Here is a 20,532-nt window from a genome sequence, read left to right on the forward strand (position 1 = left end):
GGTGGGTGGCACGGGCAGCGAACGAAGGACGGCTACGGCCGTCCTTCGCATTCCGGTCGCCTTAGCCGGGAGCGCTGAGTCACGGTGGCGTAGGAATTTGTGGAATGTGCGCGTATTGCACGCGCTGTCGCATAACGACACCGACGTTCCGATTTTTAGGACTGGTTGAATGGGTAAATCACGCCTCGCTGACTAACCTGACTGGGCTGCCACACCCCACGCGGTGTTGCGGTGCTTTCCGCCGAAAGCTTCCTTTCGAAGAAAAAAGAGAGAGACCCCATGTCAACCATCTTCAAGAAGGCCGCGCTCGCTGCAGCGCTGGTCACCGTTTCGCTGTCCGCGAACGCCGCCGAATCCCACATCAAGGTCTACACCAATGTCGACCTGTCGCTGGCGCTGCTGAAGGCCGATGGCAGCCCGCTGCCGGACCTGATGGAGATGACCCATATCCCGGGTGATGGCCTGCGCGGCATCACCGAGCGCGTGCGTGTCTTCACCAACGACGAGAGCAAGGACATCGAAGTCAACGTGATGCACGACCCTGTGTTGGTGCTGCAGAGTGGTACCGGCCCGTCCGTGCCGCTGACGGTCAGTCTCAACAAGACGCCGCTGACCGTGGCGCCGAAGGACTTCCTGGCCTCGGAGATCTTCGACGGCGCATTGCCCGGCGCCTCGTTCATCATGGACCTGGATATCAACCAGACCAGCAAGGCCCCGCTGACCGTCGCCGGTGCCTATGAAGGCATCGTCAGCATCGCCATGAAGCAGAAGACCGCTTCGCCGTAATACCCCGTGCCGGCCCGGTCACGGGCCGGCCGCTTCAGGCACTACTCCCATGAACGTTCCTGCACCCGCCGTCACCCGGCTGGCGGTCGCGCTTGCCTTGTCGTTGGCCACGCCGCTGGTCGCGGCACGCGGCGTTCCCCCCGGCTTTGAAGACCTGGTCCAGGGCCAGGTCGAACAACTGGACGTGCGCCTGTTCGGCCGTTCGGCCGGGCTGTCGCCGGTGCGCGTCACCCTGGAACACGTGCAGTTGGAAGACCCCGCGCGCGTGCTGCAGGCGCTGGACCTTTCCGCCGAGGCGCAGGCCGCGTTGCTGCCCGCGCTGTCGCAGCCATTGCCACGCAACAGCCATCTTGCCTGCCGCTATGGCGGTGGCAGTGCCGGCTGCGGCTATCTCGATCCCCCCGAGGACCCTCATTCCGTGCGTGCCCTGTACGACGAAGGCGAAGGCGCGGTGCGCCTGTTCGTCGCCCGCCAGTGGATCGCGGCCGAGCCGGCTGCCGACCGCTTCCATCAGGTCAGCAGCAATGCCGAGAACGCATTCCTGCACCAGCAGACCCTCAATTTCAGCGGTGGCCGCGGCTACCAGGCGCTGACCGCCCAAGGCGCAGGCGCGCTGGGCGTGTTGCAGCGCGGCCACATCGCCGTGGACTGGAACTTCAACAGCCAGCAGTACCGTGGTGGCCGCCGCCGCGATGATTTCCAGTTCGACAACGCCTACTACCGCCATGACCTGGGCCAGCAGCATTACCTGCAGGCCGGGCGCATGGACCGCCGCAACCTGTCCAGCCCGCAGGGCGGCACCTTCAGTTTCAGCATGCTGCCGATGGACCGCTTTGCCGGCCTGCGCGTAGGCACCACCCAGGCCTACGTGGATGCCGATGCCGCGGTACAGGCGCTGCCCCTCACCGTGCTGCTGGCGCGCGATGCACGGGTGGACGCCTTCGATGGCGAGCGCCTGCTGCAGACCTTCTACCTGCAGGCCGGCATCAACCAGCTCGATACCCGCCGGTTCCCGTTCGGCAACTACACCGTCACGCTGCGCATCTATGAAGACGGTTCGCTTGTGCGCAGCGAGGACGCGCCGTTCGACAAGGGCGGCGACTGGGCCAACAGCAGCGTGCAGTGGTTCCTGCAGGGCGGCCGTCGCAACGAGCGCCGCAGCGATCGCTTCGACGGCGAAATGGCCGCCATGGCCGGGCTGCGCCTGCCACTGGGGCGCGCCACGGCGGTCACCGCCGGTGTCGCCGACCTCGGTGGCTTCAGCTATGGCGAACTGCGTGTGGACCTCCGCCACGCGTTCGCCACCCAGGATATCCGCGCCACCTTCAGCGGCCTGCAGGGCAGCGATGGCAGCAGCGGTCAGCAGCATCAGCTGTCCTACCGCCGCCGCGCATCCTGGAACCTGTATCAGCAGCGCGTACGCGGCAAGGCGTGCGTGTTCGAGGACGATGCGCGCGACCGCCTGGGCTGCGCCGATTCGCTCAGTGCGTCGATGGCGATGCCGGTTGCCGGGGGCAGTGCCTACGTGGCCTATACCCGACGGCAGACCTGGAGCCGCGGCACGCTGCTGCCGGGTGACATCGACGATCCGATGGCCGGGCTGGACCCGCTGCTGCCGCCTTGGCAGCAGCGCTACACGCGTGAACCGCAGCTCAGCCGCACCTGGCAGGCCAGCTACAGCCGCGTGCAACGCTGGCAGGCGTTCAGTGTGTCCACCCGTATCGGCCTCTGGCAGCAGGACACGCGCAGCAGCCTGCGCGACGGCCGCGACCGCGGCGTCTACCTCAACCTGAGTCTGACCCGCCTGCAGCGCGGCGACCGCGGCAGCGCGCAACGCCGCTATGGGGTTGATGTCCGCCAGCCGCAGCACGAACGGCCGGACATCAACCACAGTGCTGGCCAGACCGTGCGCCAGGAAGCGGACACGCAGTACCGCGAGGCGTCGCTGGACCTGCGTGGCAACAACAACGACCGCTACAGCGCAGCGCTCAGCGCACAGGTGCAGAACAGCGTCGGCCATACCGGCATGACCCTGGCCCACTACCAGCAGCGCGACGGCAGCGAGATGGCCTACAGCGCCACGCACAGCTCCGGGTTGGCATTGGGACGCCGTGGCTTCTACTGGGGTGGCGGCGTAGGCGCAGACGCCGGCCTGGCGGTGCAGGTGGACGATACTGACGACCTGGAACTGACCGGCGTGGCCGCCGAGCTGCAGGTGGGCGGGTTGCGCCGGCAGCGCCTGGCGCTGGGCGAGCGCCGCCTGCTGCCGCTGCCGGCCTACCAGACCCACCGTGCCGAAGTGCAGGATGCCAGCGCGCTGACCAGCGACGCCGCCATCCGGGTGACTGGCGTGGGCGGTGCACGGCCGCTGTTCCTGTCGCCCGGACGGTTGGTGCAGATGCCGGTGCCGATCGAGGTGACCTACACCTTCATCGGCAACGCCCGCGACATTGCCGGCGCCCCGCTGCGCGGTGCGCGCATCCTCAACGCACCGGTGCCCGGTACCGGCGCCAACGGCGGCTTCGTTGCCGACTTCCCGCGCCGCGAACGCACCCTGTACCTGCTGCAGGACGACCGCCTGCTGCACTGCCCGCTGCAGGTGCGCGAGCGCCGCAACGTGGTGATGCTGGTGGGGCAGGTCGAGTGCACGCCATTGAACGTGGCCCAGTTGCCGGCCGACATCCGCCAGCAGGCCCGGGTCACCCGCCTGCTGCAGGAACAGGCGCTGATCGCCGCCGTGCCGCAGACCGCGGCCGCTGGAGGTACGCCATGAACCGGCGTGGTATGTGGGGCGTGGCGCTGGCGTTGCTGGCGGTGATTCCGAATGCATGGGGGCAGCGACCGCCGGACAAGGATCCTCCAGGCGGAACGATCGTCGAGGATATTTCCAATAGCTGGGACCGATCGTCCATTCCGGCGGAGGTGGTACTCATTCCGGCCAGAACACTGCTCGCCTACAGCACTGATCCATCGCTGGGTTACGGGGAATTGCACTTTACGTGCCAGTCTGCAGTCGACCCTGCGGTAGGGAGGTGTCCGACAGCCGATACAGCAGAGAACGGAGCGGGGAAAAGCTCCGTCTCTCTTCGCTTCATTGAGCAAAGAAGCGGCATGGCGACGCAGATCAACGTGGTTGGCTGGCTCGAGCGCGCCGAATCTGGCCGTGCATGTCAAAACTACTGGCAGCCACATCAGCGCCCACTGTGGACCAGTTTCGCGGCTCCATGCGCCACTCCTGCCAGCGGAACTGCCGCCACTTTGCTTCTTGAAGAAGCTGAGCTTCGAAGGCTGGTGGCTGGGAGATGGTCAGCAGAACTAAGGCTTGCCCTGAGGGATTCATCGAGCGGCTCAATTGCAGAGTACGAGTTTCGATTCGACTTCACCATCACGGATCGAAACGCCGTTTCGATCTACTTCCCCGCGTTTGAAAACGTCTCTCCGCTGGTCCGGCTCAACGCCGACTATGACCCCATCGGGCATACGGTGGGGGGACGCACGGTGCTGGATATGTGCCTCTACGACGGCCTCGGCTCACAGGCGGAGTACCTGGGCGTAACCGTGCGCGATCGTGGCGGACATCCACCCGGTCCCAGCGGCTATTCGCTCTGGCACACCGATGGCGGCACCGACGACACGCGTCGCCTGGACTACGCCGTCAGCCTGGCCCACAGCGGCGCGACCGTGCCCATGCCCAATGGCGTGGAGCAGCACCTGTATGGCATCGACACCGCCCAGCTGCGACTGGTGATGCTGCCTGGCATGCGCCAGCCGGTGTTCTGCGTGCCCACGCCGATCACCTTCGACATTCCCCGCGTACCCATCTCCACCCAGCAGGCCGGTACCTACTTCGGCGAGCTGCAGGTGGAACTGCGTGTACCCACCACCACCCCCTGACCCGCCAGGAATTCGCATGAAACGAGTCACCGCCTGCCTGATTCTCCTGACGCTGCTACTGGCGCTGCCTGCGCAGGCCAACCTCACCGTGCACCCGATGCGGGCGTCGGTGGATGGCAAGCGCAGCACCCAGATCCGCATCTACTCGCAATCCACCCAGCCGCAGTACATCCAGGCCTCATTGCGACGGATCGTGGATCCCGCCAGCGACCAGGAGCACGAGGTGGAGATCGAGCCGGGCGAGGCGGCCATCGCCATTACGCCCGGGAAGTTTGCACTGGCGGGCGGCGGCAATCGCCTGATCCGGCTGATTCCGCTGCAACCGGTGGAAGCAGAAACGGCCTATCGCGTGTATTTCGAAGGCGTGCGTGGGCCGGACGAAACCAGTGCAGCGGGCGACACGGGCGCGCAGGCCAGTATCGGCGTGAACCTGGTATGGGGTGCCCTGGTCAACGTGTTGCCGGCCGAGGGCACCGTGCGGCCGCGGGTGCAGGGCGATGCGCTGCACAACGACGGCACGCTGCGCCTGGGCATCACCAGCATCGCCGATTGCGAGGGCAGTCGCTGCACCGCGCACGACGTATCGCAGAGCCTGTACCCCGGCGCCTCGCTATCGCTGCCGTTCGTCGTTGCACCTGGGCACACCGTGCAGCTGCGCTATCGGCTCACCCGTGACGGCTATCGCGAGCACGTCACCACCCTCACCCCCTGAACAACCCGTCCCTGCTACGCGCAATGGCCGGGCCGACCCAATCGTTATCAAGGAGAATACGATGAACAAAGTCTACCGACGTCTATGGTCCACCGCGCGGCAATGCTGGGTGGTGGCCAGCGAACTGAGTGCCGCCAGAGGCAAGTCCAGCCAGGTGGTGCGGGCGGGGGCGCTGTCCTTGGCCCTGACACTTTCGTCTGCGGGTGCATGGGCGGCGGAGGGCGAGAGTGAGAGCACGCCGGAGGAGGCGCAGGAAAACCGTGTCCTGCAGGATTGGGCCCTGCACGCAGCCTTTGGCGGTCGTAGTGCAACCAATGATGCAGCCGCTGGGTCCTTCGCCGGCGTGTTGGCCGATGCCGTCGTCCGACAAGTGGCACTGACCACCGACAGCGGTTACCGCGACTCCACTGTCAGTGGCAACCACCTGGTGGTACTGGGCTCGCGGTCCACGCTCTCCGGCAGCCAATCGGTGGCGTACGGCAACCTGATTTCAAGCCGGGGCACCAACAACACCGCCATCGGCTACAACGTCCAGATCACCAACGGCGACCACGCAACCGGTGTGGGGGCAAACGCGGTCGCCAATGGTATCGGTACCACCGCGCTGGGCAACCACGCCAAGGCATACACGCAGAACTCCATCGCTGTCGGTAGCGGCGCTGCCACCGACAGCGGTGCGGGCATCTCCAAGATCGCCATTGGCGGGGACGCCCTGGCCGGTACGGGTGGCTGGACCGGCGCGATCGCCCTGGGGGGCAGGTCGCGTGCGCAGTACGACGGCATCGCCCTCGGCTATGAGGCGAGCACCAGTGCACACGGCACCGTGGCACTGGGGCGTGGCTCGGTCGCGTCCGAAGCCAACACCGTCTCCGTTGGCAATGCAGGCACCAAGCGCCGGATCGTCAATGTGGCCGACGGCAACGTCAATGCCACCAGTACCGACGTGGTCAATGGCAGGCAGCTGAACGCAGTGAGGGCAGATGCCAGGAGCGCGCTCACCACCGCCAACACCGCAAAGACGACCGCCGACCGAGCGCTGGCCGCCTCCGGACTGGTCAGCCAGACATCTGCCAGCAGTGCCATCCGCGTTGGCGGAGAAAACACCGGCACCGTGCTGGATGTGCGCAACAGGTCCAACGCCAACCGCAAGATCAGCGGCGTGGCCGATGCAGCGCTGAGTACTACCAGCACCGAGGCCGTCACGGGCAAGCAGCTGCACGCCACCAACCAGACCATCAGCACCGTCACCGGTACCGCCAACGCCGCCAAGGCGGCCGCAGATGCCGCTGCCGCACGCATTGCCGCAGCCGCCCTGGCGCTGGGACAGTCTGCCCTGGCCGAGGGCAGTGGCGGTACCGCGAGCGCGGCACTGGGTTCTGCAGCGAAGGCGTACAACAGCAGTGGCGTAGCACTGGGCGCCGATGCGCGTGCCGGGGTGAACGACAAGGGCGAGAAGAGTACGGGCAATGGCGCGGTCGCCATCGGTGCGCTCAGTCGCAGTGGCAACGGTGCGGTAGCTACCGGCCTGCGTGCCAGCGCCATCGGTGACCGCGCGGTGGCGCTCGGCAGCGATGCCAATGCGGCCGCCCTCCACAGCACGGCGATGGGCTATAAAGCCAGCGCCAGCGCCAACCAGGCGACCGCTCTGGGCCGCGAGGCCTCGGCGTCCGGCTCATACTCCACGGCGCTGGGGAACCTGGCCAGCGCCCGCGCGGAGAGCGCTGTAGCCCTTGGCGACCGCGCAGTTGCCGCCCATGCCGGTAGCGTGGCACTGGGGAATGGCTCCCAGACCACCGAAGCGAACCAGATCTCGGTGGGCAGCAGCACGCTGAAGCGGAAAATCGTCAATCTGGCCGATGGTGCGCTGAGCACCAGCAGCACGGAGGCGGTGACCGGCAAGCAGCTCAATGCGACGAATGTGGAAGTGGCGTCGGTCCGCACCACCGCCACCAGCGCGCAGACGACGGCCAACGCTGCCAGGACGACGGCCGATAGCGCGCTGAGCAAAGCGGACGCGCTCGGTGGGTTGGTCAGCCAGGCATCGGCCACGGGCAACGTGCGCCTGGGCGGTGAGAACACCGGCACGGTACTGGACGTGCGCAACAAGGCCAATGCCAACCGTATTCTAAGCGGCGTGGCTGATGCCACGCTGAGCGCCACCAGCACCGAGGCGGTGACCGGCAAGCAGCTCAACGCCACGAACGTAGAGGTGGCTTCGGTCCGTAGTACCGCCACCGGCGCGCAGGCCACTGCCGATAGCGCCCTGGCCAAGGCGCGTGCCACGGGTAATCTGGTGGCCACGGCCGCCGAAGTGAGCGACGCGAACAAGGCAACGGCCACGGGAAATCTTGCCATGGCCATGGGTAGCCTCGCCAAGGCCAATGGCGTGGCGTCGGTTGCCTTGGGCAACAACGCCAATGCAGTGGGCACCAATGCGATCTCGGTGGGGAGTGCATCGGGCGCAACGGCGCAGTTCGCGGTTGCCTTGGGTGGAAACGCGAAGGCAACGCACGAGAACGCGGTCGCCCTCGGCGAGAAGTCGGTAACCAGCGGCACGAACCAGGTCTCCGTCGGTAACGCCAGCCTGAAGCGAAAACTGGTGAACGTGGCCGACGCGACCCTGAGCAGTACCAGCACCGATGCGGTGACGGGTAAACAGGTATTCGCCATCGATCAGAAGGTGACGGCGAATGGAAATCTGCTGTCCAGTCATGCGGCGCAGATATCGGGTCACGGCACGCGTATCGCCGACAACCGGCGGGACCTGGATGCCCTGCGTACCGAGTTTGACGATCTCGACCCCGACCTGGAAGGCGTGGTGCGGTATGCGGCCGACGGCTCCATTGATATGGACGGCGGCAAGGTGCGGGGTGTGGCAGCAGGTGATATAGGCTCGGCAACCAGCACTGATGCAGTGAATGGCGGGCAGCTGTTTGCAACAAATCAGCGGCTTGAGAGGATTGAGCAGGACAAGGCATTCATTGCCGTCGATTGGGATGAGGATAGCGCGGCCGCAAGGGCCGGTTGGCTGGGTGTCGCGATCGGCAGTGACGCCCATGCAGACGGGAGTGGAGCGACAGCAGTGGGTGCCTATTCCCAGGCAGAAGCTACGAACGCTGTGGCCATTGGCCGTGGGGCTCGCGTTCTGGCGGACGCGGACTATGGTTTTGCACTTGGCAGCGGGTCTGAGGTCGCGGCTTCGTATGGCGTTGCAGTGGGCTCAGCGGCTCAAGTGCTTGCCAGTGCGGAAGGGGCCGTTGCTATCGGCGCGACCTCGATTGCGCGAGACAGCTACACATTCTCTGTTGGGAACGATTCGCTTAAGCGGAGGATCGTTAACGTGGGCCGCGGCATCGAGGGGCATGATGTCGTCACTGTTTCACAGGTTGGCGAAGTGCTTGCGGCGCTGGGTGGCGGCGCTGGCATGGATGGTGCTGGGACGATTATTGCCCCTGGCTACAACATACAGGGCGAAACTTTCAATACGGTCGGCGATGCGCTTACCAGTCTGGATGGCGCAGTAGTCACCACAGGTGCCCGCGTCGATCGGGTAGAAAACCAACTACGTTCAATCTTCCAGGACGGCCCAAACATCCGCAGCGATGGCCTGGGCCAGCTCAACCTCGCCGGGCCCAACGGCATGGTGCTCGGCAACGTGGCCAACGGCCTGATCGCGCCGGGCAGCCGCGACGCGGTCAACGGCGGTCAGCTGCATGCCATGGAGCAGCGCCTGGACGGTCGCATCGATGGGCTGGAGCAACGCGTCGGTGCGCCGCCGGAGGGCCGCGCGCTGGCGTCGGCCAGTGCACCCACGCCGCCGGCCGCCACGGAGGGCGAGGGCTCTGCCGGCGCATCGGGTGATCCGGCGGCGGCTTCCGCAGACCGTGCCGGTGGCGGCATCGCCAGTGCTGACGGCGGCGGCACGCCTGCGCCGGCCGATGCCCCGGCGCCGACGCCTCAGGTCGATACGGCCGAGCTGGAAAAGATGCTGGCCCGCGCCAACGAGTACACCGATGGGGCGATCAGCAATTTCGAGCGCCGCCTGGACAAGATGGACAAGCGCTTCAACCGCATGGCGGCGATGAGCAGTGCGCAGACCGCGATGGCGATGAATACCGCCGGCCTGGCCACCTACAACCGCCTCGGTGCGGGCGTGGGCTATGCCGAAGGCGAGTCAGCCATGGCCGTGGGGTACCAGCGCGTGCTCAACGACAAGGGCTCGGCCACCTTCAGCCTCAACGGCGCGTTCACCAACAGCGGTGAGCAGAGCGTGGGCCTGGGCGTGGGTATCGGCTGGTGACCGACCCGGCAGGGCCTGCACCAGGCCCTGCCCTCCAAGGAGCAAGTGCAATGGATACCATTACCAACCAGATCGCCCTGCGCCTGGGCTATCTGAACATCGTGCAGGGCGTGATCAACCGGCTGGCCAACAGCGTCTCGGCCATGAAGGGCGCCAGCGTGGCCGTGATGGCCGCGATGCTGGCCTGCGCGTTGGGCCAGGGGGCCGCGCTGCACTGGGCGGTGCTGCTGCCGCCGGGAGTGCTGTTCATGGGCTTCCACGCCTATTTCCTGCAGTACGAACGCGCCTTCATTGCGCTGTACAACGATGCGGCGGACCGCGCATTGGACGACGTGGTGCCACTGCGCATCGATCTGCGCCGCCTGCGTGCCCTGCGCGACCCGCTGCTGGCGGTGCTGTGCCGGCCCACTGTGCTGGGATTTCACGTACTGCTGGTCGGCGGCTGCGTCGGCGCATTGCTGCTGGCCCAGGGTGCGCGCTGATGCTGCTGAAGCTCAACGTGGGCCAGGTTGCCCTTCACGACCTCGCCGTGAAAACGGCCGAGGTGGACGCCTACGAGCAGCGCTGGAGCGAGACGTTGCAGCGCGTATCGGCCTACCTGAGTGACAGCAGCAGCGTGCTGGAGCCCGATGCACTGCAGCCGCTGTCAACGCTGCCCGCTGTTGATGTTTACCTGTCCCATGCCGTGGGCAACCCGGCACGGGTCGTGCAGTTGGCTGTCGCGCTGGAGGCGACCGGTCTGAGCGTATTCGTCGGCTCCAGCCTGTGGCAACGTGCCGAGGCACTGTCGCGCGACATGCAGCGCCCGTCGGGTGAACACGCCGACCTGCTGGATACGCCGTATGCCAGGCAGGGCCGCACCACCCGCGCGTCGACCAGCATCTGCACCGTGGTCGCTGCCGTGCAGCAGCGGCTCATCGAGAGCTGTGAGCTGTTCATCCATCTCGAGCACGCGCCGGTGCGGCTTGCCGACGTGGTGCACAACAGCCGCTGCGGCGGCTCGACGTGGGCGCTGTCCGAGCGCCTCTACGCCCGTCATGCCACGCGACGTGGCCGGCCGCCGCTGCGTCTGGAAGCAATGAAAGACCAGGGCGAAGCGGCGTCGAGGCCCTTGCTGGCGGCCCAGGGGGCGCACGTCATGGAGTGGGAACGCCTGCTGCGCGCGATTGTGGATACGACGGGATTCCCGTCACCGCCGGGCTGGCGCGATAACCCGGTATTTCTGGATCACCTGTACGGGAAGCTTCCGTTGAGCGCACCGGAGAGGACGCTGCTCGGCTGGTGACGCCGATGATGAAGATCGAGACCGGAATCAAGGAGCAGGAAACATGCTGTTGGATGTAAAGATCACCGGGTTTGATGCGCTCTCCCTGACCGCAGACCCGGCAGCCATTGCCGAATTCAAAGGACGCAACACATCGAAGTTGGACGATATCGCCACCTTCATGGCGGGCAAGGACAACCTGCTCGATGCGCAGAGCATCGCGGCGCAACTCTTTCCGGTGGGCAAGGCCGACGTCTTCCTGTCGCACGCCCATGCCAACCAGGATGCCGTGGTCAGTCTCGCGTTGGCGCTGGAAGCGGCGGGCCTGACCGTCTTCGTTGATTCCTGCGTGTGGGGCAATGTGTATGACCTGTTGCTGCGGGTGGACACTGCGCGCTCACGCATCGAGGGCAAGGAGCACCTGTTCCACTACCGGCATGCCACGCGCACGGCGGCCAATATGTACATGATCCTCAACGTGGCCCTGCACCGGATGATCGACAACGCCGAGCTGATGCTGTTTCTGGACACCGATGCCGTCCGTGTGGAGCAGTATCTGGAGGACAAGGCGTTCATCGGCTCGCCGTGGATCTTCTCGGAGCTGATGTTTGCCACGATGGTCGGTCGGCGCGCCCGGCCCGGCAAGAGCGTGGGCCTGGAGACCTTCACTGAGGCCCTGGCCAAGACCTTCGACAGCGCGCTGCCGCCGCTGGTGCGCTACGAACTCCCGCCCAGTTCGCACACGATGGAGGCGTCTGTGCTGATGCAGCTGGTGCGGGACGCGCAGCGCCATGCGGGTCGGTTGGAGTTGATCGGGCAGCAACCGGAACCAGACGTCTTCCTCGAGCCGTTTTACACACGGCTCCCTGTCACTGCGATGGAACGAAAGCTACTGGGTTGGCCGCCGCTGGCGGCGACTCAACCGGCCAGATAGCCCTCAATCTCCGCCTCGGCCAACACTTGGCGAAGCTGCGCCACCGACGCACGCCGCATCGGCTTCTCGTCGATCGCCGACAGCGGCGGCTGGCGCAGGGCGTCGTAGGGCAGTACCGCGATGTCGAAGGTCAGGTCTTCGGCGCTGAACACCCATACCGGTACGTCCAGCACACGCTCGCGGTCCAGCCGCAGGCGGCGTGTGCGCAGTTCGGCGGGGATGCCGTGTTCGTCGAAGTGGCGCTGCACGGCATCGGCGTCGTCGCTGTGGACCTGCAGTTGCACCGGGCTGTTGGCGTCGGCGGTGCCCTCGAGCACCGGCCCGCACAGGCGCGGCGCAAACCGGTCCAGGAACTCCATCGCACGCAATGCCGCCTCGCGACGCTGGCGCAGCTGGCTGCCGTGGTCGGGCCCGGCAAACAGGCGCTGATACTCGCGCAGCGCGTCCTCGATCTCGGCGTTGCGGGGCAGGGAAGCATCATCGTGGATGTCCAGCCGGGCCGCTGCCTTGAGCTTGGCCTGGTGGTAGTCGCGGATGCCGCCCTCGGCCATCAACCGGGCCGCTTCATGGGCGAGCCGGTGGCGGCGCTCGCGGGTCTGGGTGGCTGCATGCTGACGGGCTCGATGCATGACCGTTACTCCTGTGCGACCTGCACGGCAATGTACACCGGCGATGTGCCAAGGCGGTAGAGCCACCCCATGGCGGGCTGCGCGTGATGCCGGATTCGGAGGCAGCCGCCCATGGGGTGGCTCTACCCGGGGACGGCGCGCAGGCGGAGGTGGAGCCGGCCATGCGCAGCCGGCAGACAAAAAAAGGCCGGGCAATGCCCGGCCTTCTGCGTCATCCTGCCGTCGACATCAGAAGATGTCGAACGCCGCGTCGTCGGCCTGCTGCACATGGGTGTCGAAGCTGAAGTCCTCGATCTTGTCCATGTCCTCCACCTTGACCCACTCGGTGGCGCCGTTGAGCGTGGCCTGGACCATGCCCGAGGGCGGGTCGTTCTTGGCGATCGGGGTGTCCTTCAGCGCGGCGCGCATGTAGTCGATCCAGATCGGCAGGGCGGCCTTGCCGCCGTACTCGCGGTAGCCCAGCGAGCGGAAGTCGTCGCGGCCTACCCACACGGTGGTGGCATAGGGCCCGCCGAAACCGGAGAACCAGGCGTCGCGGTGGTCGTTGGTCGAGCCGGTCTTGCCACCCACGTCCTCACGGCCGAGTACCTTCGCCGCCGTACCGGTGCCGCGCTGGACCACGTCACGCATCATCGAGACCAGCTGGTAGGCGGTGCGGGCGTCGATCGCACGCGGGGCCACCTTGGCATCCGGGTTGGCCGGCTTGGCCGGTTCGGCGGCCTGCTGCGGCTTGGCCGTCGCGGCGGTGGCCGGGGCGGCAGGGGCGCCGAAGTTGAAGCCGTCCACCACCTGGCTCACGGGCGCGCCGCCGCTGGTGCCGGCGCAGTCGCGGCAGGCCATCGCCGGGTTTTCCTTGAACACCACCACGCCATCACGGTCGGTCACCTGGTCGATCACCCAGGTGTCCACCCGCGAGCCGCCGTTGGCGAACACCGCGTAGCCGCGCGCCACCGACAACGGGGTCACCGACGCGGTACCCAGCGACATCGACAGGTTGGGCGGCAGCTCGGCCTCGGCAAAGCCGAATTCGCTGATGTACTTGCGCGCGTAATCCACGCCCATGCCGTCGAGCAGGCGGACCGAGACCAGGTTGCGCGACTGCACCAGCGCTTCACGCAGGCGCATCGGACCACGGAAACCGCCGCCATCGTTCTGCGGCGACCAGGTCTTGCCGCGGCGGTCGCGGAACACCACCGGCGCATCCAGCACGATCGAAGCCGGGTTGAAGCCCTTGTCGAACGCGGCCGCATAGATGAACGGCTTGAAGCTCGAGCCCGGCTGGCGGCGTGCCTGGGTGGCGCGGTTGAACTTGTTACCGGAGAAGCTGAAGCCGCCCACCAGGGCTTTCAGGGCGCCACTTTCAGCATCCAGCGAGACCAGCGCGGACTGACCGCGCGGGATCTGGTCGATCAGCCATTCGCCTTCCTTGTCGCCGGCGCGCACCCGTACCAGATCACCCCGGGTCAGCAGCTTGGCCGGGGCCTTGTTGACCCAGCGGCTGGCGGCGACGGGCAGCACCAGTTCGCTGCGATTGGCCAGCACCACGGTGGCGCTGCCATCGGCGGCAGTGGAGGCCACGATCGCCGGGAGCAGCCCGGACTGGGCCGGAATGCCGGCCAGCTTGGCCGCCAGCGCCTTGGCGTCGGCATCGGCCGGTACATCGAAGTGCTGCTCCACGCCATGCCAGCCATGGCGATGGTCATACACGCGCAGGCCATCGCGCACGGCGATGTTGGCCGCGGTCTGCAGCTCGGCGTTGATGGTGGTGGTGACGTGGTAGCCCTTGTTGACCACGTCCCCGCCGAAGCGGGCGATCATTTCCTGGCGGACCAGTTCGGCCACGTAGGGCGCTTCCACCTGCACCGGCGGCTCATGCGCGCTGGCGTGCATCGGCACCGCCTTGGCGGCATCGGCCTCGGCCTGGCTGATGAAGCCCAGGCTGGCCATGCGCTGCAGCACATAGAAGTCGCGGCGCTCGCGGGCCCGTTCGGGGTTGCTGATCGGGTTGCCCGACGACGGGAACTTGGGGATGCCGGCCAGCGAGGCCATTTCATCCAGGTCCAGTTCGCCCAGCTTCTTGCCGTAGTAGAACTCGGCCGCGGCCGCCACGCCGTAGGCGCGGTTGCCGAAGAAACTCTTGTTCAGGTACAGCTCGAAGATCTCGTCCTTGCTCAGCTCGGACTCGATTTTGCGCGCCAGCAGGATCTCGGCCAGCTTGCGGGTGTAGCTGTACTCGGAGCTCAGGAAGAACTGGCGGGCGACCTGCTGGGTGATGGTGGACCCACCCGGCACGCGCTTGTCGTTGGTGGTGGCCAGCAGCCAGACCGCGCGGCCGATGCCTTTGTAGTCCACCCCGCCATGCTCGTAGAAGCGGGCGTCCTCGGTGGCCAGGAAGGCCTGCTTGAGACGTTCCGGGACCTCCTTCATGGTGATCGGTACGCGCCGCGACTCGCCGAACACGGCCATCAGCTTGCCATCGCTGGCATACACGTACATGGGCTCCTGCATCTCGATGTCGCGCAGGGTCTGCACGTCCGGGAGCTTGGAGGAAATGGCGTAGTACAGGCCACCTGCGACGGCGGCGCCGATCAGGCCCAGGACCAGGATGGCGACCAGCAACCAGCGCAGCCAGCGGCGAAAGCGTGTCATCAGTGACAGATTCCGATTGCGAATTTCGTGGCCGCAGAGTATAGATTACGCAAGGGAACGGCTGGGGTTGTTCCCGGGGAGCGCAGATCGACGACCGTCTGGGGAGCCGTGAAACGTGCGGTAGTGCACGTTTCACTGCGTGATGGTTGCGGTTTGCAAAAAAAACGTTATTAATGCGCGGGCGCAGGTTATGCGTCCAAGTGCCCGTCGGCAGGGGAGAAACCGTGGGGCTTATCCCAAAAAGCCAGTCGCCGCTTATTGGCGTCGACATCAGCTCGACTGCAGTAAAGCTTTTGCAGCTTTCCCGCAGTGGCAATCGTTTCCGCGTGGAACATTACGCTGTGGAACCACTTCCGCCGAATGCGGTCGTGGAAAAGAACATCGTGGAAGTGGAGGCCGTGGGTGAGGCTATCCGCCGCGCCGTGAACCGTTCCGGTACGAAGGCCCGGCACGCTGCCGCAGCCGTCGCCGGCTCGGCGGTGATCACCAAGCTGATCCCGATGCCCGCCGACCTGGACGAGAACGACATGGAAGCCCAGGTCGAGCTCGAAGCGGTCAACTACATCCCGTACCCGATCGAGGAAGTGAACCTCGATTTCGAAGTGCTGGGCGCCATTCCCAACAACCCTGAGATGGTCCAGGTGCTGTTGGCGGCGTCGCGGTCGGAGAACGTGGAGCTGCGCCAATCGGCGCTGGAGCTCGGCGGGCTGACCGCCCGGGTCATGGACGTGGAGGCCTTCGCGGTCGAGAACGCCTTTGCCCTGGTCGCCAGCGAACTGCCGATCGCCAGTGATGGCGTGGTTGCCCTGGTCGACATCGGCGCCACCATGACCACCCTGAACGTCCTGCGTGGCGGGCGGAGCCTGTACAGCCGCGAACAGGTGTTCGGTGGCAAGCAGCTGACCGACGAAGTGATGCGCCGCTACGGCCTCACCTACGAGGAAGCCGGCCTGGCCAAGCGCCAGGGCGGGCTGCCGGAAAGCTACGAGATGGAAGTGCTGGAGCCGTTCAAGGAAGCCACGGTCCAGCAGATCAGCCGCCTGCTGCAGTTCTTCTATGCCGGTAGTGAATTCAACCGCGTGGACCACATCGTGCTGGCCGGCGGGTGCGCGGCGCTGGCCGGCCTGCCGGAGATGGTGGAAGAACAGCTGGGCGTGGCCACCGTGGTGGCCAACCCACTGGCACAGATGACCCTGGGTCCCAAGGTACAGGCGCATGCCCTGGCCCAGGATGCCCCGGCGCTGATGATTGCCACCGGTCTGGCGCTGAGGAGCTTTGACTGATGGCAAGAATCAATCTATTGCCGTGGCGCGCCGAGCGGCGCAAGCAACGCCAGCGTGACTTCTACGGCATGCTCGGCTTCGCGGCCATCGGCGGCCTGCTGCTGTCGTTGATGATCTGGTTCTACTACGACCGTCAGGTCAGCGGGCAGGGCGAACGCAATGCCTTCCTGCAGGCCGAGATCGACAAGGTCAAGGAACAGAACAAGGAGATCGACCGCCTGGATCGCCAGAAGGAACGCCTGCTGGCGCGCAAGAAGGTGATCGAGGAACTGCAGGCCAAGCGGTCGCAGATGGTCCATCTGTTCGACGCGCTGGTACGCACCATTCCGGACGGCGTAGTGCTGACCGCGCTCAAGCAGGAGGGGGACATCCTCACCCTGCAGGGGCGCACCCAGTCCAACGCCCGGGTCAGCGCCTACATGCGCAACCTGGAAAGCTCGGGCTGGATGAGCAAGCCGGAACTGTCGGTGATCGAGGCCAAGAAGCCTGAAGCCGGCAAGGATGGCTCCGGTCCGGTGACGGACATCAGCGCACTGCCGTACATGTTCGAGGTCAAGGTGACCCTGCCTGCGCAGAGTGAACCGGTGGGTGGCGTAGGCCCCGATGGCAGCGTGGTGGTGCCGGCCGATGCCGCCGCCATCCCGGCCGATCCGGCGGCAGTACCGGCACCGGCGGTCGCCCCGCTGTCGCCGGGCGCGACGCCTGCGTCGACCCCGCCGACTGCTGCACCTGCCCCGGCCGCCGAACCGTCCAAGCCGTCGGGCAGCCGCATCGCCCCGCCCGCAGCACCCGCACAGCCGGCAGCGTCCAGTACGCCGCAGAAGGGGGGCGCATGAGCCAGAAAATGAACCTCAAAGAGCTGGACTTCAACAACATCGGCAACTGGCCACAGCAGGCCAAAGTGGTGTTCTGCGTGCTGCTGTCGCTGCTGATCGTGTTCCTGGCCTGGTTTGCCTTGATCAGCGGCAAGCGTGAAGAGCTGGCATCGCTGGAAAGCACCGAAACCAGCCTGCGTGCCGAGTTCGAGAAGGAACAGGGCCGCGCGGTGAACCTGGCGCCGCTCAAGCAGCAGCTGGCCCAGATGGAGCAGGTGCTGCAGCAGATGCTGCGCCAGCTGCCCAGCAAGACCGAAATGCCGGACCTGATCATCGACATCTCGCAGACCGCGTTGTCCAGCGGCCTGGTCAATGAACTGTTCCAGCCCGGTGCCGAGCAGCCCAAGGAGTTCTACGCCGAAAAGCCGATCGCCCTGCGCATGGTGGGCAGCTACCACCAGTTCGGTGCCTTCGTCAGCGGCGTGGCCTCGCTGCCGCGCGTGGTCATCCTGACCATGCACGACATCAACCTGAAGCCCAAGGATCCCAAGACCGGCATCACCGCGCGCAGCGGTGCGCTGGAGCTGTCCGGGACGGTCAAGACCTACCGCTACCTGGACGAGCTGGAAATGGAAGCGCAGGAAAAAGCCGCCGCCGCCAATGACAAGACCGCAAAGTCCGGAGGCAAGCAATGAGCCTGGGGATGACCGCACGGGTGTGTGGGCTGCTGGTGCTGGCGTTGCTGGCCGGTTGCGCGCGCGGGGTGAGCAGCACCCCGGGCGACGCACCGAACCTGGCCAAGTGGGTGGACGACGTGCGTGCACGCCCGGCGCCGCCGCTTGAGCCGCTGCCGGTGATGCAGCAGTTCGAGACGTTTGAATACTCCGCGCAGGGGATGCGCGATCCGTTCACCGATGCCTGGACCAATCCACAGGGCGGCTCGGGACTGCGTCCCGATCCGAACCGTCGCAAGGAGCCGCTGGAAGCCTTCCCGCTGGATGCCTTGGACATGGTCGGTTCGATCGGCAAGGGCGGCGGACTGGTCGCGCTGGTGATGGCGCCGGACAAGGTCACCTATCGGGTGCGTCCGGGCGTCTATCTGGGGCAGAGCGACGGCCGCGTGACCGGGGTCTTCGAAGACCGGATCGAACTGATTGAACTGGTGCCGGATGGCGCGGGCGGCTGGCTGGAACGGCCTGCATCGCTTGCGCTTGAAGATCAATGAATGATTACGGGGATAGCACGATGACCTTTTCCAATGCCATGCGGCAGCGTCCCAACCGGCGCCCGAAGCTGATCCACCTGTGCGCGCTGGGAGTCGCGCTCATGGTGGCCAATGGCACGCTGTTGGCGGCCACACCTGCCGCAGCAGCTCCGCAGCCTGCCGCCAGCGCCGCGCCGATCACCGCGCCGGCTTCGCTGTCGGTATCCAAGATCGATTTCAAGCGCAGTGAAGACGGCGCCGGGCGGTTGATCCTGCAGTTCGACGGCAAGGGCGCCAGCCCGGACCTGCGCACCCAGGGCAACAACGTGGTGATCGACGTCGGCAACGTGCGTCTGCCGGAGAACCTGCAGAAGTCGATCAACGTGACCGACTTCGCCACGCCGGTGCAGCGCATTGAACCCAAGCCCTACGGCGGCGGTACCCAGCTGGTGCTCAACACCAATACGGCGTTCGAATCGCTGGCCTACCAGACCGGCAACGAGTACGTGGTGGAGATCAGCCCGCGCAAGGCGGCCCCGGCCACTGGCGCGATCAATGCCACCACCGTGACCCAGGCAGCCAGCGCGATCGCCCAGCGCGGTTACAGCGGCAAGCCGGTCACCTTCAACTTCCAGGACGTGCCCGTGCGCACCGTGCTGCAGTTGATTGCCGAGGAGTCCAACCTGAACATCGTTGCCTCCGACAGCGTCGAAGGCAACGTCACCCTGCGCCTGGTCAACGTGCCGTGGGACCAGGCGCTGGACATCGTGCTGCGCGCCAAGGGTCTGGACAAGCGCCGTGATGGCGGCGTGGTGTGGGTTGCCCCGCAGCCGGAACTTGCCAAGTTCGAGCAGGACAAGGAAGACGCGCGGATCGCGATCGAGAACCGCGAAGACCTGGTCACCGATTACATCCAGATCAACTACCACAACGCCGCGCAGATCTTCAAAGCGCTGACCGAAGCCAAGGGGATCGGCGGCGGCGGCGGTAGCAGTGGCGGTGGTGGCAGTTCGCAGGAAGACAGCGGATTCCTGTCCTCGCGTGGTCGCATCGTCGCCGACGAGCGCACCAATACGCTGATGATCAGCGACATCCCGAAGAAGCTGGCGCGCATGCGCGAGCTGATCAACGTGATCGACCGCCCGGTTGACCAGGTGCTGATCGAAAGCCGCATCGTCATTGCTACCGACACGTTTGCGCGTGAGTTGGGCGCCAAGTTCGGCATCACCGGTAGTCGCGACAATGTGTTCTTCGGCGGCGGTCTGACCGACACCCATAACAACATCAACGATCAGGCGAAGGTCAACAACGACTACGCCAAGGCGCTGGCCGAGTGGGATGCAGGCGGCCGCACCGGGGCGATCCCGATCCGCGCGCCCAATACGATCAGTACCAACACGCTCAACTGGAACCTGCCGGTCGCTGCGGCCAGCAACCCCGGTTCGCTGGCGCTGTCGATCCTCAACGCGGGTTACCTGCTGGACGTCGAGCTGTCGGCGATGCAGCAGGAGTCGCGTGGCGAGGTGATCTCCAATCCGCGCGTGGTGACCACCAACCAGCGTGAAGCGATCATCAAGCAGGGTAAGGAAATCGGCTATGTCACCATCAGCGGTGGCGGTTCGGCCGGTGGCGCTGCCACGCCCAACGTGCAGTTCAAGGAAGTGGTGCTGGAGCTGAAGGTCACCCCGACCATCACCAACGACAACCGCGTGTTCCTGAACATGGCCGTCAAGAAGGATGAAGTGGAAGGCTACATCCGCCTTGCCGGCTACGGCGAAGTGCCGACCATCAACCGTCGCGAAGTCAACACCGCAGTACTGGTGGAAGACGGTCAGACCGTGGTGATCGGTGGCGTGTACGAGTTCACCGACCGCAACAGCGTCAACAAGGTGCCGTTCCTGGGCGACGTGCCGTTCCTGGGCAACCTGTTCAAGAAGCGGAGCCGCAACAAGGACAAGGCCGAACTGCTGGTCTTCGTCACCCCGAAGGTGCTGCGCGTGGCCAAGACCAACTGAGGTCGCGTCACCTGCTGCAACGAAAGGGCCGCCACGTGCGGCCCTTT

15 protein-coding genes are annotated in these 20,532 nt (G+C 66.0%); 13 read left to right on the forward strand and 2 right to left on the reverse strand.

Annotated elements, in window-relative coordinates:
- Positions 1-279: 279 nt before the first annotated feature.
- The 8 genes from ABIA71_RS08285 to ABIA71_RS20850 all read left to right on the forward strand — a co-directional run bounded on the left by ABIA71_RS08285 (position 280) and on the right by ABIA71_RS20850 (position 11,890).
- Positions 280-786: a CS1 type fimbrial major subunit gene (locus ABIA71_RS08285; RefSeq protein WP_354284645.1), complete on the forward strand. Its 507-nt coding sequence runs from the start codon at positions 280-282 to the stop codon at positions 784-786.
- Positions 787-835: 49 nt separating this feature from the next.
- Positions 836-3,559, forward strand: coding sequence for a TcfC E-set like domain-containing protein (locus ABIA71_RS08290; protein ID WP_354284647.1), 2,724 nt, complete (start codon positions 836-838; stop codon positions 3,557-3,559).
- On the forward strand, positions 3,556-4,680 hold the full coding sequence (locus ABIA71_RS08295; protein WP_354284649.1) for a CblD like pilus biogenesis initiator family protein: 1,125 nt from the start codon (positions 3,556-3,558) through the stop codon (positions 4,678-4,680). Before ABIA71_RS08290 ends, ABIA71_RS08295 begins: the two co-directional genes overlap by 4 nt.
- Positions 4,681-4,696: 16 nt before the next feature.
- Positions 4,697-5,392, forward strand: a complete 696-nt coding sequence (locus ABIA71_RS08300) for a pilus assembly protein (RefSeq protein WP_354284651.1) — start codon at positions 4,697-4,699, stop codon at positions 5,390-5,392.
- A gap of 61 nt (positions 5,393-5,453) precedes the next feature.
- The gene (locus tag ABIA71_RS08305; protein ID WP_354284653.1) at positions 5,454-9,692 is read left to right on the forward strand and encodes an ESPR-type extended signal peptide-containing protein; all 4,239 of its coding nucleotides are present in this window, start codon (positions 5,454-5,456) and stop codon (positions 9,690-9,692) included.
- 50 nt (positions 9,693-9,742) lie between these two features.
- The gene (locus tag ABIA71_RS08310; protein ID WP_354284655.1) at positions 9,743-10,174 is read left to right on the forward strand and encodes a hypothetical protein; all 432 of its coding nucleotides are present in this window, start codon (positions 9,743-9,745) and stop codon (positions 10,172-10,174) included.
- On the forward strand, positions 10,174-10,977 hold the full coding sequence (locus tag ABIA71_RS08315) for a hypothetical protein (RefSeq protein WP_354284657.1): 804 nt from the start codon (positions 10,174-10,176) through the stop codon (positions 10,975-10,977). The genes ABIA71_RS08310 and ABIA71_RS08315 overlap by 1 nt, the downstream gene beginning before the upstream one ends.
- A gap of 43 nt (positions 10,978-11,020) precedes the next feature.
- Entirely contained in the window at positions 11,021-11,890 is an 870-nt protein-coding gene (locus ABIA71_RS20850) for a hypothetical protein (RefSeq protein ID WP_502961217.1), read from the forward strand.
- Here the strand turns inward: ABIA71_RS20850 and ABIA71_RS08325 are convergent.
- Both ABIA71_RS08325 and ABIA71_RS08330 read right to left on the reverse strand, forming a co-directional pair.
- A complete protein-coding gene (locus ABIA71_RS08325) occupies positions 11,875-12,519 on the reverse strand; it encodes a hypothetical protein (protein WP_354284659.1) in 645 nt (214 codons plus the stop codon). The genes ABIA71_RS20850 and ABIA71_RS08325 overlap by 16 nt on opposite strands.
- A 228-nt stretch (positions 12,520-12,747) precedes the next feature.
- Entirely contained in the window at positions 12,748-15,168 is a 2,421-nt protein-coding gene (locus ABIA71_RS08330) for a penicillin-binding protein 1A (RefSeq protein WP_354284661.1), read from the reverse strand.
- A 224-nt stretch (positions 15,169-15,392) separates the two neighbouring features.
- Between ABIA71_RS08330 and ABIA71_RS08335 the strand changes: the two genes are divergently transcribed.
- Genes ABIA71_RS08335 through ABIA71_RS08355 form a run of 5 tightly spaced genes read left to right on the forward strand, consistent with a single transcriptional unit; the run spans position 15,393 to position 20,485 of the window.
- Positions 15,393-16,451, forward strand: a complete 1,059-nt coding sequence (locus tag ABIA71_RS08335) for a pilus assembly protein PilM (protein ID WP_038686523.1) — start codon at positions 15,393-15,395, stop codon at positions 16,449-16,451.
- Positions 16,451-17,287 carry a PilN domain-containing protein gene (locus tag ABIA71_RS08340; RefSeq protein WP_354284663.1) on the forward strand — a complete coding sequence of 279 codons (837 nt, stop codon included), beginning with the start codon at positions 16,451-16,453 and terminating at the stop codon, positions 17,285-17,287. Before ABIA71_RS08335 ends, ABIA71_RS08340 begins: the two co-directional genes overlap by 1 nt.
- Positions 17,284-17,961: a type IV pilus inner membrane component PilO gene (locus ABIA71_RS08345; protein ID WP_038686528.1), complete on the forward strand. Its 678-nt coding sequence runs from the start codon at positions 17,284-17,286 to the stop codon at positions 17,959-17,961. The genes ABIA71_RS08340 and ABIA71_RS08345 overlap by 4 nt, the downstream gene beginning before the upstream one ends.
- Complete coding sequence (locus ABIA71_RS08350; protein ID WP_447595446.1) at positions 17,958-18,491, forward strand: pilus assembly protein PilP; 534 nt, start codon at positions 17,958-17,960, stop codon at positions 18,489-18,491. Before ABIA71_RS08345 ends, ABIA71_RS08350 begins: the two co-directional genes overlap by 4 nt.
- Positions 18,492-18,511: 20 nt before the next feature.
- Positions 18,512-20,485, forward strand: coding sequence for a type IV pilus secretin PilQ (locus ABIA71_RS08355; RefSeq protein WP_354284665.1), 1,974 nt, complete (start codon positions 18,512-18,514; stop codon positions 20,483-20,485).
- Positions 20,486-20,532: the final 47 nt, after the last annotated feature.

It is taken from the genome of Stenotrophomonas sp. 2619 (assembly GCF_040548725.1).
Taxonomy (GTDB): Bacteria; Pseudomonadota; Gammaproteobacteria; order Xanthomonadales; family Xanthomonadaceae; genus Stenotrophomonas; species Stenotrophomonas maltophilia_AP.

Coding starts and splice junctions, on each gene's coding strand:
- ABIA71_RS08315 (WP_354284657.1), top strand. CDS start 10,174: ATGCTGCTGAAGCTCAACGTGGGCCAGGTTGCCCTTCACGACCTCGCC.
- ABIA71_RS08285 (WP_354284645.1), top strand. CDS start 280: ATGTCAACCATCTTCAAGAAGGCCGCGCTCGCTGCAGCGCTGGTCACC.
- ABIA71_RS08350 (WP_447595446.1), top strand. CDS start 17,958: ATGAGCCTGGGGATGACCGCACGGGTGTGTGGGCTGCTGGTGCTGGCG.
- ABIA71_RS08300 (WP_354284651.1), top strand. CDS start 4,697: ATGAAACGAGTCACCGCCTGCCTGATTCTCCTGACGCTGCTACTGGCG.
- ABIA71_RS08325 (WP_354284659.1), bottom strand. CDS start 12,519: ATGCATCGAGCCCGTCAGCATGCAGCCACCCAGACCCGCGAGCGCCGC.
- ABIA71_RS08355 (WP_354284665.1), top strand. CDS start 18,512: ATGACCTTTTCCAATGCCATGCGGCAGCGTCCCAACCGGCGCCCGAAG.
- ABIA71_RS08345 (WP_038686528.1), top strand. CDS start 17,284: ATGAGCCAGAAAATGAACCTCAAAGAGCTGGACTTCAACAACATCGGC.
- ABIA71_RS08305 (WP_354284653.1), top strand. CDS start 5,454: ATGAACAAAGTCTACCGACGTCTATGGTCCACCGCGCGGCAATGCTGG.
- ABIA71_RS08310 (WP_354284655.1), top strand. CDS start 9,743: ATGGATACCATTACCAACCAGATCGCCCTGCGCCTGGGCTATCTGAAC.
- ABIA71_RS08330 (WP_354284661.1), bottom strand. CDS start 15,168: ATGACACGCTTTCGCCGCTGGCTGCGCTGGTTGCTGGTCGCCATCCTG.
- ABIA71_RS20850 (WP_502961217.1), top strand. CDS start 11,021: ATGCTGTTGGATGTAAAGATCACCGGGTTTGATGCGCTCTCCCTGACC.
- ABIA71_RS08295 (WP_354284649.1), top strand. CDS start 3,556: ATGAACCGGCGTGGTATGTGGGGCGTGGCGCTGGCGTTGCTGGCGGTG.
- ABIA71_RS08290 (WP_354284647.1), top strand. CDS start 836: ATGAACGTTCCTGCACCCGCCGTCACCCGGCTGGCGGTCGCGCTTGCC.
- ABIA71_RS08340 (WP_354284663.1), top strand. CDS start 16,451: ATGGCAAGAATCAATCTATTGCCGTGGCGCGCCGAGCGGCGCAAGCAA.